This window comes from Ramlibacter agri, from assembly GCF_012927085.1.
Lineage (GTDB): Bacteria > Pseudomonadota > Gammaproteobacteria > Burkholderiales > Burkholderiaceae_C > Ramlibacter > Ramlibacter agri.
This window is the reverse complement of sequence record NZ_JABBFX010000005.1, coordinates 81,745-98,078: the sequence shown is the minus strand read 5'-3', so window position 1 is coordinate 98,078 and position 16,334 is coordinate 81,745. Positions and strand designations below refer to the sequence as shown.

General features: G+C 71.3%; 14 protein-coding genes and 1 tRNA gene. 10 read left to right on the top strand and 5 right to left on the bottom strand.

Annotated features, from left to right (window positions below):
* The first annotated feature begins 9 nt into the window (after positions 1-9).
* Genes HHL11_RS32435 through HHL11_RS32405 form a run of 7 tightly spaced genes read left to right on the top strand, consistent with a single transcriptional unit; the run spans position 10 to position 6,986 of the window.
* Positions 10-999, top strand: coding sequence for a hydroxyacid dehydrogenase (locus HHL11_RS32435; protein WP_169422780.1), 990 nt, complete (start codon positions 10-12; stop codon positions 997-999).
* Between the two features lies 1 nt (position 1,000).
* Complete coding sequence (locus tag HHL11_RS32430) at positions 1,001-1,693, top strand: RraA family protein (protein WP_169422779.1); 693 nt, start codon at positions 1,001-1,003, stop codon at positions 1,691-1,693.
* Positions 1,694-1,716: 23 nt separating this feature from the next.
* Positions 1,717-2,682 (top strand): Bug family tripartite tricarboxylate transporter substrate binding protein, encoded by a 966-nt coding sequence (locus HHL11_RS32425; RefSeq protein ID WP_169422778.1) that lies wholly within the window; start codon positions 1,717-1,719, stop codon positions 2,680-2,682.
* Between the two features lie 32 nt (positions 2,683-2,714).
* The gene (locus HHL11_RS32420; RefSeq protein WP_342593314.1) at positions 2,715-3,686 is read left to right on the top strand and encodes a Bug family tripartite tricarboxylate transporter substrate binding protein; all 972 of its coding nucleotides are present in this window, start codon (positions 2,715-2,717) and stop codon (positions 3,684-3,686) included.
* Positions 3,687-3,693: 7 nt separating this feature from the next.
* A complete protein-coding gene (locus tag HHL11_RS32415; protein ID WP_169422776.1) occupies positions 3,694-4,929 on the top strand; it encodes an alpha-hydroxy acid oxidase in 1,236 nt (411 codons plus the stop codon).
* Positions 4,926-5,795: an HpcH/HpaI aldolase/citrate lyase family protein gene (locus HHL11_RS32410; protein ID WP_169422775.1), complete on the top strand. Its 870-nt coding sequence runs from the start codon at positions 4,926-4,928 to the stop codon at positions 5,793-5,795. The genes HHL11_RS32415 and HHL11_RS32410 overlap by 4 nt, the downstream gene beginning before the upstream one ends.
* An 18-nt stretch (positions 5,796-5,813) precedes the next feature.
* Positions 5,814-6,986 carry a CaiB/BaiF CoA transferase family protein gene (locus HHL11_RS32405; protein WP_169422774.1) on the top strand — a complete coding sequence of 391 codons (1,173 nt, stop codon included), beginning with the start codon at positions 5,814-5,816 and terminating at the stop codon, positions 6,984-6,986.
* Here HHL11_RS32405 and HHL11_RS32400 read toward each other — a convergent pair.
* Positions 6,970-8,649 (bottom strand): tannase/feruloyl esterase family alpha/beta hydrolase, encoded by a 1,680-nt coding sequence (locus HHL11_RS32400; protein WP_169422773.1) that lies wholly within the window; start codon positions 8,647-8,649, stop codon positions 6,970-6,972. The two genes, HHL11_RS32405 and HHL11_RS32400, sit on opposite strands and share 17 nt — an antisense overlap.
* Before the next feature lie 32 nt (positions 8,650-8,681).
* Positions 8,682-9,473 carry an SDR family oxidoreductase gene (locus tag HHL11_RS32395; protein ID WP_169422772.1) on the bottom strand — a complete coding sequence of 264 codons (792 nt, stop codon included), beginning with the start codon at positions 9,471-9,473 and terminating at the stop codon, positions 8,682-8,684.
* A gap of 190 nt (positions 9,474-9,663) precedes the next feature.
* On the opposite strand from HHL11_RS32395, the gene HHL11_RS32390 reads away from it, so the two are divergent.
* Complete coding sequence (locus HHL11_RS32390) at positions 9,664-11,661, top strand: helix-turn-helix domain-containing protein (RefSeq protein ID WP_169422771.1); 1,998 nt, start codon at positions 9,664-9,666, stop codon at positions 11,659-11,661.
* Positions 11,652-11,727 (top strand) — tRNA-Arg (locus HHL11_RS32385). Before HHL11_RS32390 ends, HHL11_RS32385 begins: the two co-directional genes overlap by 10 nt.
* Before the next feature lie 73 nt (positions 11,728-11,800).
* Here the strand turns inward: HHL11_RS32385 and HHL11_RS32380 are convergent.
* Positions 11,801-14,329, bottom strand: a complete 2,529-nt coding sequence (locus HHL11_RS32380; RefSeq protein WP_169422770.1) for a DUF6600 domain-containing protein — start codon at positions 14,327-14,329, stop codon at positions 11,801-11,803.
* 198 nt (positions 14,330-14,527) lie between these two features.
* Between HHL11_RS32380 and HHL11_RS32375 the strand changes: the two genes are divergently transcribed.
* Positions 14,528-15,133, top strand: coding sequence for a hypothetical protein (locus HHL11_RS32375; RefSeq protein WP_169422769.1), 606 nt, complete (start codon positions 14,528-14,530; stop codon positions 15,131-15,133).
* On the opposite strand, the gene HHL11_RS32370 is transcribed toward HHL11_RS32375, so the two are convergent.
* Together HHL11_RS32370 and HHL11_RS32365 are read right to left on the bottom strand one after the other, a co-directional pair.
* Complete coding sequence (locus HHL11_RS32370; RefSeq protein WP_169422768.1) at positions 15,134-15,811, bottom strand: ankyrin repeat domain-containing protein; 678 nt, start codon at positions 15,809-15,811, stop codon at positions 15,134-15,136.
* Positions 15,808-16,296 carry a GlcG/HbpS family heme-binding protein gene (locus tag HHL11_RS32365; protein ID WP_169422767.1) on the bottom strand — a complete coding sequence of 163 codons (489 nt, stop codon included), beginning with the start codon at positions 16,294-16,296 and terminating at the stop codon, positions 15,808-15,810. Before HHL11_RS32365 ends, HHL11_RS32370 begins: the two co-directional genes overlap by 4 nt.
* Positions 16,297-16,334 lie beyond the last annotated feature (38 nt).

Below are 16,334 nucleotides of genomic sequence, written 5' to 3'. Positions count from 1 at the left end.
TCCGCCCCGATGACGTTCCAGATTCTCGTGACCGCGCCCAAGCTGGCGCCTGCCGGCCTCGCCATGCTGCAGCAGGCAGGCTGCAGCGTGCGCTTCCTGCAGGACGCCAACAGCGCCGCCGAAGTGGAGGCGCTGATGGCCTCCACGCCCTTCGATGCCGTGATCTCGCGCACGGTGGACCTGTCGGCCGCCGCCATCGCGGCCTGCCCCAGCCTGCAGGTGATCTCCAAGCACGGCGTCGGCGCGAGCAACATCGCCGTCGACGCCGCCACGCGCCAGGGCGTGCCGGTGTACGTGACGCCGGGCGCCAATGCGGCTTCGGTCGCGGAGCTGACGCTGGGACTGATGTTCGCCGCCGCGCGCCGCATCGCATTGCTGGACCGCGAGCTGCGCGCCGGCCGCTGGACCCGCGCGCAGGACGGCCTGCAGCTGGGCGGCCGCCGCCTGGGCCTGGTCGGTTTCGGCCAGGTGGGGCAGCGCGTCGCACGCGCCGCGCAGGCCTTGGCCATGGAAGTGCATGCTTTCGACCCCATGCTGCAAGGCGCGTCGCCGGTGGCCGGCGTGCAGCTGCATGCCAGCTTCGAATCGCTCTTGCCCATGAGCGACGTCCTCAGCCTGCACGTGCCGCTCACGCGTGCGACGCGCAATCTCATCGATGCAAAAGCATTCGACCTGTTGCCGCCTGGCGCGTTGCTGGTGAACACCGCGCGCGGCGAAGTGGTCGACGAAACCGAACTGATCGCACGCCTGGCCGACGGCCGCCTGGCCGGCGCCGGCCTCGACACGATGGCCACCGAACCGCTGCCCGCCGGCCACGCGCTGGCGCAATTGCCCACCGTCGTCCTCACGCCGCACGTGGGTGGTTCCACGGCCGCTGCGCTGGCCGCGATGGCCGAAGGCGCCGCCCGCAACGTGCTCGGCTACCTGCAAGGCCAGCGCCCGGACGCGCGCAGCTGCGTCAACCCCGAAGTCCTCCACACCCAAACCGCAACCGCCTGACATGAGCAACACCGCATCCTGGCCGCCCGGCTACGCCGTCAACCCGCGCGTCAACACGATCGCCCCCGAGCTGGTCACCGCCTTCCGCGGCGTGCCGGCCGCCCATGCGAGCGACTGCCTCGGCCGCGGCGTCGGCGCGCTGGGCCTGAACGCCTATCACGGCGACCTGAAGCTGGCGCTGTGCGGGCCCGCGCTGACCGTGCGCGCGCGCCCTGGCGACAACCTGATGATCCACGTGGCGCTGCAGATGGCGCAGCCCGGCGACGTGATCGTGATCGACGGCGCCGGCGACCTGACGCAAGCGCTGATCGGCGGCCTGATGCGCACCACTGCCGTGGCGCGGGGCGTCGCCGGCTTCATCGTCGACGGCGCGGTGCGCGACATCGCCGAATGGGCCGAAGGCGGCGTCGCCGTCTACGCCCGCGGCCACACGCACCGCGGCCCCAGCAAGGACGGCCCGGGCGAGCTGAACGTGCCGGTCGCCTGCGCCGGCATGAGCGTGGCGCCCGGCGACCTGATCCTCGGCGACGCCGACGGCGTGCTGTGCGTGCCCGCGGCGCGCGTGGCCTCGCTGCTGCCCGAGGTGCGGGCGCACGCCGCGCGCGAGGACAAGATCCGCGCCGGCAACGCCAGCGGCAAGGCCGACCCGGAACGCTTCAACGCCCTGCTGCGCCAGAAGGGCTGCCCGGTCTGAAACGACAAACCAAGGAGACAACGATGCAAAGAAGAGATTTCCTCGCGGCCGCAATGGCCACCGCTGCCGGCACCGCCTTCGCGCAGGGCAGCTATCCGTCCAAGACCATCCGCTTCATCGTGCCCTTCCCGCCCGGCGGCGGCACCGACACCACCTCGCGCATGATCGCGGAGAAGTTCAGCACGCTCCTGGGCTGGAACGTCATCGTCGACAACAAACCGGGTGCGGGTGGCAACATCGGCCTGGACGCCGTCGCGAAAGCGGCGCCCGACGGCTACACCATCGGCATGGGCCAGGCGTCCAACCTGGCCATCAATCCTTCGCTGTACGCGAAGATGCCCTTCGACCCGCTGAAGGACCTGACGCCGATCGCCGGCATCGCCGACCAGCCCGTGGTGCTGGTGGTGCGGCCCGATTCGCCACTGAAGACGCTGGCCGATTTCGTGCAGGCCGCGAAGGCGGAGCCCGGCAGGATGCGCCTGGCGCAAGCCGGCAACGGCACCGTCGGACACCTGGCCGGTGAACTGCTGGCGCGCCGCGCCGGCATCCAGTTGCTGCAGGTGCCGTACAAGGGCGCGGGCCCGGCGATGACCGACCTGCTGGGCGGCCAGGTCGAAACCTATTTCGGCAGCAGCGTGTCGGTGATGGGGCAGCTGGCGGCAGGCAAGGTGCGGGCGCTGGCATTGAGCTCCGCGCGCCGCATCGGCGCGCTGCCCAACGTGCCCACCGTCGCGGAGCTCGGCTACCCCGGCTTCGATGCCAGCACCTGGCTGGGCCTCGTCGGCCCGGCGGGCATGCCTGCGGACATCGTCACGCGCATCAACACCGAGACCGTGAAGATCCTCGCGCGCCCCGAGGTCAAGGAGAAGCTGCTGCACGAAGGCAGCGAAGCCACGCCCGGCACGCCGCAGCAATTCGCCGCCTACATCCGTGCCGAGCACGGGAAATGGGGTACGCTGATTCGCGAGGCCAACATCCGCATCGAGTGAGGCCCGCAGTTCCAACAAGCTGGAGACAAGAAGTGAAGACTTTCGCATTGCGCACCGCGCTGGCTTTCGCCTGCGCGCTTCCCCTCGTTGCCTTGGCCCAGGCGCCGGCCTGGCCGGTCAAGCCGATCACGCTGGTGGTGGGCAGCGCACCCGGCGGTTCCAACGACACCTTCGCGCGCGCCATCGGCAAGAAGCTTTCCGACGCGCTGGGCCAGCCGGTGGTGGTGGACAACCGGCCCGCGGCCGGCGGCATCCTTGCCAATGCGATCGTCGCCAAGGCGCCGGCCGACGGCTACAGCCTGGTGGTGCTGTCTTCCACCTTCACCACTGGCGCGGCGATCCGCAACAACCTGCCCTACGACGCCATCAAGAGCTTCAAGCCGGTGGCGATGCTGGGCAAGGGCCCGCTGCTGGTGACGGTGGCGCACGATTCGCCGTTCAAGAACATCGGCGAAGTGGTCGCCGCCGCCAAGGCCAACCCCGGCAAGCTGAACTACGGCACCTCGGGCACCGGCAGCATCAACCAGTTCGCCACCGAGCTGTTCAGCGACGCGGCCGGCATCAAGCTGACGCACGTACCGTACAAGGGCATGGGCCCGGCGACGACCGACCTGCTGGCGGGCCAGATCCAGCTGCTGGTGGCCAGCGCGCCGTCGATCCTCGCGCAGGTGAAGGGCGGCCGCTTGCGCGCGCTGGCCGTGACTTCGCCGACGCGTTCACCGGTGGCGCCCGAGCTGCCCGCACTGGAGCAGTCCGGCTACAAGGGCAGTTCCACCGACCTCTGGTGGGGCGTGCTGGCGCCGGCTGCGACGCCGCAGCCGGTGGTGGACCGCCTGAACACCGAGATCAACAAGATCATCCTGTCGGCCGAGATGCGCGAGTTCTTCCTGAAGGAAGGCGCCGAGCCGGCCGCCATGAAACCCGCCGAGTTCGAGGCCTTCATCGCCGCCGAAATCGAGCGCTGGCGCCAGGTGGCCAAGGCCGCCGACATCAAGGCGGATTGAGCGATCGATGAGCGCTTCGCAGGCCCTTGCCACGTCCGGCGGAACGCGGACCATAGCCACGGACACGCCGCGCCGGCTCCGCTCCATCCTCTCGCTGGAGGATTTCGAGCCGGCGGCGCGGCGCGTGCTGCCGCGGCCCGTGTACGGCTACGTGGCGGGGGGCTGCGAGACCGACGCCTCGCTGGCCGGCAACCGCAGCGCCTTCGCCGAATGGGGCTTCGTCACGCGCGTGCTGCAAGGCGTGGCGCAGCGCTCGCAGGCCACCACGCTGTTCGGCAAGACCTGGTCCGCGCCCTTCGGCATCGCGCCCATGGGCATGTGCGCCCTCGCCGCCTACCGCGGCGACCTCGCGCTGGCGCAGGCCGCGGCCGCCGCCAACATTCCGATGGTGTGCAGCGGCACCGGCCTGATCGCGCTGGAAGACGTGCGCCGCGCGAACCCGGATGCCTGGTTCCAGGCCTACGTGCCCGGCGAGACGGCGCGCATCGAAGCCCTCGTCGAACGCGTGGCCCGCGCTGGCTACGGCACGCTGGTGGTGACCGCGGACACGGCCGTCTCGGGCAACCGCGAGAACCACGTGCGGGTCGGCTTCTCCAGCCCGCTGCGACCCAGCGTCGCGCTGGCCTGGCAGGGCGTGACGCATCCGCGCTGGCTGTTCGGCTCCTTCCTGCGCACGCTGGCGCAGCACGGCATGCCGCATTTCGAGAATTCGCAGGCGACGCGCGGCGCGCCGATCCTCTCGCGCAATGCAGTGCGCGACTTCGGCGCGCGCGACCACCTCGGCTGGGAACACCTGGGCCTGATCCGCCGGCTGTGGAAGGGTCAGCTGGTCGTCAAAGGCATCCTGAGCGCCGCCGACGCGCGCTCGGCCCGCGACTGCGGCGCCGACGGGCTGATCGTCTCCAACCATGGCGGCCGACAGTTGGATGGCGCCGTGTCGCCGCTACGCGTGCTGCCTTCCGTGGTGGCCGCGGTTCCCGAGCTTCCGGTGATGATGGACAGCGGCGTGCGCCGCGGCAACGACGTGCTGAAGGCCATCGCCCTCGGTGCCCGCTTCGTGTTCATCGGCCGGCCTTTCCTGTACGCGGCGGCAGTGGGCGGCGAGCCTGGCGTGCGGCATGGCATCACGTTGCTGCAGCAGGAAATCCATCGCAACATGGCGCTGCTGGGCATCTCGCGGCTGGAACAAATGCGCGAGGGACGGCTGGTCCCCGCGCAAGGACCGCTATCCTCGGCGGGATGAGAAGCAAGCTGTTCGTTCCCGGCTCGCGGCCGGAACTCTTCCCCAAGGCGCTGGCCGGTGCGGCCGACGCCATCTCCATCGACCTCGAGGACGCCGTCACCGAGGAGCGCAAGCCCGAGGCCCGCGCCACCGTCCGCGACTTCCTGCGCACGCGCGCCCCGGGCGAAGGCAAGCTGGTCATCGTGCGCGTGAACGCCATGGACACGCCGCATTTCCAGGCCGACCTCGAAGCCATCGTGCAACCCGGGCTGGACGTGCTGAACCTGCCCAAGCCGCAATCGGCCGACGAGGTACGTGCGGCGAGCGAAGCGATCCGCCGCGCCGAGCGCGCCAACGGCGTGGCCGTGCCGGTGCAAATGCTGCTGAACATCGAGACGCCTCGCGCATTGCGTGAAGCCGCGTCCATTGCCTGCGCCGATCCGCGCGTGATGGGCCTGCAGGTCGGCCTGGGCGACCTGTTCGAGCCGCTGGGCATCCAGCGCCGCGAAGTGGCCGCCGTGCAGCAAGTGCTGCTGGCCGTGCGGCTGGCTGCGGGCGAAGCGGGTGTCGACGCCTTCGACGGCGCTTTCGCCGACGTTCGCGACACCGAAGGCTACCTGGCCGAAGCGCGCATGGCGCGCCGCCTCGGTTTCGCCGGCAAGAGCTGCATCCACCCGAGCCAGGTGGCGCTGGCCAACGAGGCTTTCCTGCCCGATGCCGAAGAGATCGCGCAGGCCGTGCGCGTGGTGCAAGCGGCGCAAGACGCGGAGCAGCGCGGCCTCGGCGCCTTCGTCGTCGACGGCAAGATGATCGACCGGCCCTTCCTGCTGCGCGCGCGCAGCATCGTCGCCACCGCGCGCCGCGTCGGCCTGCTGCCCGCGGCCTGAACCGCCAAGGAGCCCCGCATGCCCAAGCCCACCGGCCCGCTGGCCGGCATCCGCGTCCTCGACCTCAGCGCCTACATCGCCGGCCCCTACGGCTGCGCGCTGCTGGCCGACATGGGCGCCGAGGTGATCAAGATCGAGCCTCCCGCCGGCGACAACCTGCGCAAGTACCCGTCGACGCTGGCTGCCGAAAGCCGCGCCTTCCTCGGCGTCAACCGCAGCAAGCGTGGCGTCGTGCTGGACCTGAAGAAGCCCGAAGACCTGGAGCGGCTGCGAGCGCTAGCCAGCACGGCCGACGTGCTGGTGCACAACTTCCGCCCCGAAGTGCCCGGGCGCCTGGGCATCGCCTACGAGCAATTGCGCGCGATCAATCCGCGCCTGGTCTACTGCGCCGTCACCGGCTACGGCGAGGCCGGGCCGCTGTGCGACAAGGCCGGCTACGACCAGGTGCTGCAGACGATGACCGGCATGGCGGCGCAGCAAGGCCCGTCCGGTGGGCCGCCCGCCATCCTGTACGGCTCCGTGGTGGACTACTACGCGGCCTCGCTGGTCACGAGCGGCGTGACCGCGGCCTTGTACGAGCGCACGCAAAGCGGCGAAGGCCAGTACGTCGGCGTGTCGCTGCTGCGCTCGGCGCTGTCGATGCAATCGGCGCGCCTGGTCTGGGCCGACAGCGAACCGCGCGACGTCGGCGGCCGCGACATGCGCTCCGGCGGCATCACCGGCATCCACCCCACGCGCGAAGGCTGGCTCTACATCTCCGCCAACACGCCGCACTTCTGGCAGGCGCTGTGCGAAAAGACGGGACTGCAGGAGCTGCTGGTGGAACGCTACGACAGCGTGCGCAAGCGCGCCCAGCACGCGCAGGAGATCGTGCCGAAGCTGCATGCGGCGCTGGCTGCGCGCAGCGCGCTGGAGTGGGAAGCGCTGTTCAGCGAAGAAGTCCCCTGCGCCGCCGCGCGCGACGTGGAGGACATGTTCGATTTCCCGCAGGTGCAGGCCGAGGGCTTGATCCAGCGCTTCGAGCATCCGGTCGTTGGCGGCTATCGCGGCTTCGCGGGCGCGTGGGACTTCGGGCGCACGCCGGCTTCGCCCGCATTTGCAGCACCGGCCCTGGACCAGGATGGTGATGCGCTGCGGGCGGAGGCCGATCGCCATCGATCCATCGCAAGCCAGATCAGTCCGCGCAACTGAACGAGCTTGCCTTGTTCACGTCGCCGCTGCCGTTGTACTTCGGCCATTTCGGGTAGTCGCACAGAGGCCGCGTGCGGCCAGGGACGCCGACCGTGTCGGTCGTCACCTGGCCGCTCGGCGCGTTCCCCTTCTCCACCCATTGTTCCAATGCGGTCAGCGAATCCCAGGTGGCGTTGAACACCGAGCTCACCGCGTGCCCCAGGCCCGGCACTTCGTAGTAGCGGACGAAGCCGTCCGTGTCGCCGCCGAACTGCGTGCGCAGGCGCTGGTAGTAGTCCTCGGTGGCGCGGGTGCTCACCAGCACGTCCTGCACGCCATGCGCCAGCAGCAGCTTGCCGCCGCGCGCGCGGAAGATCGAGAGATCGGTGGGCGTGTCCAGCTGCTTGCTCAGGTCGCTGATGCGGGCGCCCCAGAGGCCGGGGTTCTCGGGGTCGAGCGAGAGCGAGTCGTAGCCGGGCGCACGCGTGACGACGTACTGGATCCACTGGTCGGTGAGCACGCTGATGTAAGGCGCGCTGCGCGGCATGGGGATCACCGGCTGGCTGGTGCCCAGCGCGAGGAAGGTCACCACCGGCTGCACGGCCGCCGATGACGTCATCCCCAGGTCGGCGCCCCAGACGTTGTAGCCCGGATAGCCGGTCTCGCCGCTGGCCAGCGTGAAGTTGAAATGCGTCGCGGTGTTGATCGTCTTCAGCGCGGCGATCTGTGCATCGGACAGGCAGCCATCGCCCGTGTCCGCGCCGCCGGCGCAACGCAAGGGCAGGCCGCCCACGGTGGCGGTCGAAGGATCGAAGCGCGCGTTGCAGGCCGCCTGGTTGCTGACCAGGCCGTCCACCACGCCGTCGAGGCCGTCGCACGCCTCCATGGCCGCGCGATACAGCACGGCGCGCTTGGCCTGGTTGGGATAGGCGCCGGGCTGCGCCAGTGCGCGGTTCATGCGATGGCCGCCCAGCAGCGCCGCGGCATCGTTCCAGGCCGGGTACCAGGCGATGGCGCCGTCCCAGTCGCGCGGCCAGTGCTGGATGGAGGTCAATGCTTCGCGCCCGCCCGTGGAGCCGCCGGCGAAATACGCCAGCGACGGCCCGGTGCCGTAGCGCTTGCGGATCAGGAACACGGATGCATCGCGCGTCTTCTTCAGCGCGTCGCCGCCGAAGTTGCGCGTGGCTTCGTCGTTGAGGCCCCAGGTGCCGTCCTGCGAGGCATAGCTGTTGGCCTGGTGGCCCGAATCGCTGGCGAAGGTGGCGTAACCGCGCCCCAGCGGCGTCGGCTGGTCGGCAGGACCGTTCGAGATGTTGCCGGTGATGGCGGGGATGGAACCGTCGAAGCCGCCGCCGCCCATCATCAAGGCCTTGGAGTTCCACGCGGTCGGCAGCGCGACGCGGAACATGATCTTGGGCGCCGCCGGGTCCACCGGCGCGATGCTGGCCGAGACCAGGCAGTGCTCCGGCACGGCCGATGCGCCGCTGCCCGATGCGGCGACGACAGTGGCTGTGGCCACGGTGCCGCCGCTCGTGGGCAAGGCCATGGCCTCGGCAGGAATCGTCATGCCGGCCAGGTCGGCGCAGGCCAGCGGCCGGGGCGTGTCGCCGCCGCTGCCGCCGCAGCCGGCCAACAGGGCCGTGGCAGCGATGGCGCAGAGCGAGCGTTTGCATGTCTGTCTCATACCTTGTCTCCTGTTGGTGGTGAAAAGCCTCGTCAGAGGTATTCGATGTTTCCGTCGACGCTGATCGCCTGCCCGGTGACGTTGCGTGCGGCCGGTGAACACAGGTACAGCGCCAGCGCCGCGACGTCTTCGGCCGTCACCATGCGGCGCAGCGAAGACTTGCGGACGTACTCCCAGCGCATCGCCTCGACGGACACGCCCAAGGTGGAGGCGCGCGCGGCGATCACGTCTTCCATGCGCGCGCCCTCCACCGTGCCGGGCAGGATGGCGTTGGCGCGCACGCCTTGCGGACCGAGCTCGATGGCGAGCGACTTGGTCATGCCGACGATCGCCCACTTGGTCGACGCATACGGCGTGCGATACGCATAGCCCAAACGTCCCGCCACCGAGCTCATGGCGACGATGCAGGGGTTGGAGCGCGAGGCCTTCAGCAACGGCACCGCCTGCCGCGCGAACAGGAACTGGCTGTTCAGGTTGACGGCGACCGTGCGCTCCCAGTGGCCGGCGTCCATGCCTTCGATGGCGCCGGTGGGGCCGGCCACGCCTGCGTTGTTGACGAGGACGTCGAGCCCGCCCAGCGTGTTGAGGACATCGTCGAACACCACGTGCACGTCCTTCTCGATCGCCACGTCGGCGACGCTGGACGAGATGCCCGGTGCTTCGGTGGCGAGGCGATCCAGCGCCGAGCGGTCCACGTCGCAGACATGCACGCGGGCGCCGGCTTCGGCGAAGGCGCATGCGATGGCAGCGCCTATGCCTGCGGCGCCGGCAGTGACGAGAACCCTCAGGCCCGGCTGCGGCCTCAGCAGATCGAGTGTGCTCATGCGCCTGCACTGTTGCGGAAGCGCGGCGCCCTGCAAATGTGCAGCGCGCACATCAGCGCGCTCCCGCCGGTGTGCGCGGACGACCGCGGGGAAACCCTGAACTTGCTCCTCATCGGCGGGAAAGTGCCGACGCTGCTGCGCCCCGCCCTCTGCTAGCCTGCCTGCGATTGCCGCGAATAAGGAGCAAGCCATGGCCGCCGTCGCCGCTGCCGACGTGACGGAAGACATCCTTTACGAGCTGGTCGAGCTGCTGCACCAGGGCGCGCCGGCAGACGACTTCGCCGCGCTGCTGGCGCGCGTCGGCGAACTGCCGGACACGCGCGACAAGGCGGGCCTGGCCGAACGCGTGCGCATGGGCATGGCCGTGCGCAACCGGCTGGACCTGGGGCAGCAGCGCGAAAGCGGCTTGCTGGCCGTGATCGAATCCGCGCGCGACCTCACCAGCCGGCTGCAGCTGAACGAGCTGCTGCATGCGATCGTCTCGCGTTCGCGCCGGCTGCTCGGCTCGCATGTTGCGTGGCTCTCCACTTACGACAAGCAGCTGGATGGCTTCCACGTGGTCGCGGCCGATGGCGCATTGGCGCGCGGCACCGGCCACATGGTGGCGACCAGCCACCTGGGCATCGTCAGCGTGGTGGCGTCCACGCGCCTGCCTTTCACCACGCCGGACTACCTGAACGACCAGCGCTTCCACCACGACGCCGCGCTGGACGCGACCTTCCGCGACGAAGGCATGGCCGCGGTGGCCGGCGTGCCGCTGGTGTGGGAAGACGAGGTGATCGGCGCGTTGTTCGTCGCCGACCGCTACCACCGCACGCACAGCGCGCAGAACCTGTCCATCCTCAGCACGCTGGCGACGCACGCGGCGCTGGCGATCAAGAACGCAAGAGCCTTCGAGCAGGCGAGCGCCGCGCTGGCGAGCGCGCAAGCCGCGCGGACGGAACTGGAAGCGCACGCGCGCAGCGTGCAACGCGCCGCCGAGGCCCACGAGCAGCTGACCACGCTGCTGGCGCAGGGCGCCTCGCTGGAGGACCTCTGCCAGGCCATCGCCACGCGCATGGGCGGCAGCCTGCTGGTGCTGGACGAGGCAGCGCAGGTGATCGTGCGTTCTTCGGCCGAGGGATATCCAGGAAACGGCGCGAACGCCTACGCACCGCACGGCGCCCACAGCAGCGAACTGGCGCAGGCGGCGCGCCAGAGCCGGCGCAACGGGCGCTCCGTCGTCGCCTTCGCGGCGGGCGGCGAGACCTGCCGGCTGAACGTGGTGGCCGGCGGCAACGAGCTGCTCGGCTCGGTGCTGCTGTTCGTGCCGGGCGAGCTGGACGAGATGGCCGTGCGCAACTTCGAGCGCAGCACCACCATCATCGCGATCGTGCTGCTCTCGCGCGAGCGCATGGAAGCGGCGCAGCGCCACGACCGTTCCACGCTGCTGCGCGCCCTGCTCACGCCGCGGCAGGACGAGCTGCCGCTGCTGTGCGAGCAGGCCAAGCGGGCCGGCGTCGACCTGGCGCAGGCTTGCGCGCTGGTCGTGGTCGATGCCGGCAAGTCGCAGGCGGCGCAGGTGGCGCGGCGCCTGCGGGCGACGCAGCTGTTCGCCAGCACGCTGTTCGACGACATCGACGGCGTGTTCACGCTGCTCGCACCGATGGAGCGCGTCGACGAGGTGCGCCGGACCATCGCGGAGCTGGCGGGCCAGGCGCTGGGTAACGGCTTCGGCGGGATCGTGTCACGCCCGCTGGAAGAACCGACCGGGTTGCCGGCCGCCTATGCGGCCCTGCGGCGCGCGCTGCCTGTGCTGGAACGCATGGGCGTGCGCGGGCGGCTGGTGCCGCAGGCGCAGCTGACCTTGTATACGACGCTGTTCGAGACGCACGATGCGGCGAGCGTCAGCGCCTTCCTGGACACCACCATCGGCGCCATCACGGCCTACGACCAGAAGCGCGGCACCGAGCTGGCCGCCACGCTCCTGAGCTATTTCGACTGCAACCAGAACGCTACGCTGGCTGCGCAGAACCTGGGCATCCACGTGAACACCGCGCGCCAGCGGCTGGCGACGATCCAGGACCTGCTGGGCGACTGGGGCCAGTCCGTGCGCTCGCTCGAGATCCACGTGGCTTTGCGCCTGTGGCAGCTGCGTGGCGGCCTGGCCGGCGGCGAGCCGGTACAATGGCGGCTCACGCGGCTGTAGCTCAGTGGATAGAGTATTGGCCTCCGAAGCCAAGGGTCGTGGGTTCGATCCCCGCCAGCCGCACCACATTCCTCAAGGGCTTACGCCGACACCGGCGTAAGCCCTTTTGCTTTGCGGGCGCCTTCCTGATCCTCCGGGATCAGCCGCCGCGCGCTTCGCTGGCGTGCTCGCGCCGCGGCTGCGCGGGCTCGGACTCGGGCTTGGCATGCGGCGGCGTCTCGGCGACGTGTTCCGGACGCTCCGCGGCCTTCGCTGGTGGCGGCGGTTCGTGGCTTTCGGGACGGGCAGCAACCGGAGAAGGCGCGTGCTGCGCCGGAACGGCGGCCGCCTGCGGCGGGGGCGGCGCCGGATGCGCTGCCGGCTCCGGTGCGGGCGCGCGCGCAGGAGGTTCATGCGCGCGTTCGGCCATCGCCGGCGGGTGCGGAGCTTGCGCCGCATGCTCCGGTGGCGCGCTGCGATGCGGCTCCGGCGCCACCGCTTCGCGGACGACAGGAGCGGCTGGCGCGGCTGCGGCACGGGCAGGCTCGGCGGGCGATGCCGCGGCACCGAGCCGCGCAGCCTCTTCAGCGCGCTGCGGTAGCTGTGTCGCGCGCGCCGGATGCGGCGGCGCCTCACGCGAAGGCGCCGCAGCAACAGCGGGCGGACGCGCGCTGGCTTGCGCCGGAGCAGGTCGCTCCGACGGCGCCGCGGCTTGCGCTGGACCTGGCCGCGCTGCTGGTGCTTCGGCTTGCGCTGGCCCCGGCCGCGTTGCTGGCGCTTCGGCTCGCGCCGGAGCGGGACGTGCTTCCGGTGCCGCAGCTTGCGCCGGAGCCGGCCGTGGTGCTTCGGCTGGCGCGGGCGCCGGACGTGCGGATGGTGCGGCGGCCTGCGCCGGAGCGGGTCGCGCGCCTGGCGTTGCAGCTTGCGCTGGTGCAGGTCGCGCCTCCGCCGCCGGCCCCGCCGGCGGCGTCCCCGGTCGTGCCGCGGGCGCGGCCTGGGCCTGGCGGTTCTCGCCGCGCGGAGCCGCGGCCTGCGCAGGCGCCGCAGCAGCGGGCGCCGGCCTGGAAGCAGCGGCCACGGGAGCGGATGCGGCCGCACCCGCCGGCGCCCTCGCCGCATGCCGCTCCGCGGCGCGGCCATTCGGCGACGCTGGTGGCGGCGCGGTGACCGTCACCGCAGCCGTCTGCGTCGGCTGTGCCAGCTTCACGGCCACCGCCGGAGCGGCCGCCGCGGGTGGCGCCGCCGGTGGCGGCACGCGCCCCGGCTGCGCCGACAAGGCCGCCAGCCTCTCGGCCATCGGCGTCGGCCGCGCAGGCGGCGCCGTGTGGGCCACCACCGGATGCTGCGCAGAGGCGGCCGGCGGCTGGCGCGACGCGGGAGCCGCGCCGACCATGCTCGCGTGCACAGGCGCCACCGGCGGCGCCGGTGTGGCCCGCGCCGCGGCGACCTGCGCCGGCTGCACGGCCACCGTCTGCCGCGCAACCGGCTGCGACTGCACGAAGGAATTACGCGGCACGGCGACCACCGCGCCCGGGACGCGCTGGTTCGCGTAGACCACGTTCGTCACGTTGTTCGTGTTGTAGACGTTGGTGATGCGCGTGACGTTGACCACGGTGTTGCTCGTGTTCACGCGCGTGAAGTACTCGCGGCTGGCCGGGTAGGCGGGCCGGTACACCTCCTGCGGCGCGAGCGGGAACCACGCGACCGCCGGGGCGCTGGCGGCGCTTGCGGCCAGCACGTCGACGAAGGCCACCAGCGCCGGCGCATACACGGGCGTGTCGCTCGCTGGCCCCGGCACCCACGCCCACTGGTCGGAGACGCGGGCCCAGCGGCCGTAGTGCGAACTTGCGAAGCCCCAGGGCGCGTCGTCGATCCAGGTCCAGCCCCAGGGATCGACCCAGGCCCAATGCCCGTCGCGGTAAGGCGCCCAGCCGGCCTCCACGCGGGAGGGGATCCACACATGGCCGTAGCCGGGCGCGTCGCGCCAGCTGCCGTAGTCGTCCAGGTCTTCGTAGCCGATCATGTTGCGCGGCACGTAGCGCGCCGAAGCGGAATGCTCCCAGCGGCGATCGCGCGTGGCGGCCCACTGATCCAGCGCATCCGGCGGCCCGGCCGCGAAGCGCTCGTAGTCGCGCAGGGCGGTGTCGTAGAAGCGGTAGCCATCGCCCGCGCCCATGCGGAACGACGCGCCTTCGCCATACACGTCGGCCGAGCCGCTGCGGACCAGGACGGCGGTGGAGGCGTCGCCGGGATTCACGTCGATGCGGTAATTGCCCGGCTGGCGGATCGAGTACGCGAGGTTCGGCGTGTCGATCTCGATGGCCTGGCCGGAGCCGATGTGCCACACGTGCAAGCTCACGCTGCCCTGCTCGAGCCGCAACTGCGCGATGCGGTCGTCCAGGTTCATCACCGAGGCGCTGGTGCCTTCACCCACGCGCAGCGCGGCGCCATCCAACTGCAACTCGGCACGCGATCCGGTGTCGACCCACAGGCGGTCGGCGGTGGCCAGCGGCTGGTTCAGCGGCGCGCGCGCCCAGTCCGTGTCGCCTGCCGGCGAGAAGCTGACGGTACCGCTTTCGTAGGCGAGGCGGACCGCGCGATAGGGCGGATCGGCGCGCGCGGCGACGGTGCCGAGGGCGAGCAGGCCAACCAGGCCGGCGCCCAGCAGCTTGCGGATGGATTCGAGCATGGCGACCTCCCGACGGTCGAATGGCTGTGGTTTTGCCCAAGGTGCCACAGCGGCGCCGGACACCGGCTGCCGGGTACGCCTTTCGTGGCGTAGGAAGCAGCCGACGCGGCCGTTCGACCCAATTCTTGGCGGGGCTGACAACTTTACGCAGCGGATCCGGGATCAGGCGAACACTCCACCGACAGTCCCGGAGTCCGCATGCCCTTCCTCGACTTCCTGTTTCGTCGGAGCTCGGCCGCGCAGCGCGCCGAAGCGGATCGTGTGCAGACCACTGTCAGCAACACCACGCGCCGGGACCTGCTGCGGCTGGTGGTGCGCGATGCGCTCTTCCGCAACGGCATCCCGCCGACCTGGGTGGTGCCGGAGGTGGTGCGTGCCGTCCACCGCGACCATGAGCGAGGCCTGCACCTGCGGATGGTGCTGAAGCATTGGGATCCGCGCCTGCTGCTGCACGCGGTCGCGCTGGAGCAGGACATGTTCGGCCGGCTGCAACTGCTGGACCCGACTGCCGGCATCTGGTTCGCTGGCATCTCCTGGCAATTCGGCCTGCCGGACGCCTCGCGCTGCCCGCCGTTGCCGCATCCGGGCTCGTGGACCGCGGCGCCTCCCGATCCCGCGCCGCCTACGCAACAACCGGAAGCCCGGCAGGGCGCGGACGTCATCGCCGGCCCGGTGGTCATCCAGGCGCAGGCCGCCGATGCCCGCGCGGATCTGGAGCGGCTGCTGGCCACGCGCGATGAAGACATGCGCCGGCAGGCGCGCGACGGCGACGCCTTCGCCCGCACGCAGCCGGTGCAGCTGTAGTTATTTCTTCTCCAGGATCTTCACCATGTCGGCGTAGCCGCGCGCCTGCGCCAGTTGCAGCGGCGTGCGGCCGTCGTGGTCGGCCAGCTGCAGGTTCGCGCCGGCGTCGACCAGCGCCTGCAAGGTCGCCTGGTGCCGCGGGCCGCCATCGCCCAGCACGATGGATTCGATGCTTGCCGTCCAGTGCAGGTTGTTCACGTGGTCCAGCGGCGCACCGGCGGCGACCAGCTGCCGCACCACGCCGGAGTGCCCCAGGTGGGCGGCGGCGATCAGCGCTGTGCCGTCGTAGCGGCTGGTGACCTGCTTCGCGCTCGCGCCCAGCGCGAGCAGCAGGCGCAGCGTCTCTTCGTCGTTGGCGACGGCGGCGATGGTCACGGCGTCGTAGCGGTCGTGCTCCAGCGCGTTCAGGTTTGCACCGGCGCGGGCCAGCGCCTGGATCGCGCCGCGCTGGCGCGCGAAGGTGGCCACGTGCAGCGGCGTGCGGCCGCGGTCGTCGCGCACCTCGAGGTCGGCGCCCTGCGCCGCCAACGTCGCGATGCGCGCGGCGTCGCCGGCTTGCGCCGCCGCATGCAGGCCCTGGTAGCGGGCCGCCTCCGCGGTGGAAGGCGCCACCTGCGCCTGCACCGCGCAAACACCGGCCAGCGCTGCGCAAAGAGCGATGCCGCGCAGCAGCTTCATTGCAGCTGACCCTTGACCTTGTCCAGCGCCGCCATGGCGCACTGCTCGTCCAGGTTGCCACCGGGCGCGCCGCCGACGCCCACGGCGCCGATGGTCTCGGTGCCCACCTTCACCGGCACGCCCCCGCCCAGCAGCAGGAAGCCGGGCAGGTACACCAGGTTGGCGGCGCCGGGGTTCTTCTGCGCGCCTTCCATCATGGCCTGCGTGTTGTTCTTCGCCGAGGCCGAGGTCCAGGCCTTGCGCTCGCTGGAGGCCAGCGTGTGCGGGCCGGCATTGTCGGCGCGCAGTTGGGCGCGCACGGTGCCGGCGCGGTCGACCACCGTGGCGGCGACGGCGTAGCCGTTGGCGGCGCAGGCGTTCACCGCCTCGGTCGCGAGCTGGCTGCCCAGCGCCAGCGAGATATTGCGTTCGGTGCGCACAGCCTGGGCATGGGCGGCGCCGGCGGCGGTGAGGGACAGGGCGAGGACGGAAACGATGAAGCGCATGGGTTCTCCTGTTGGGGGTGGGAGAACTGTAGGAATTG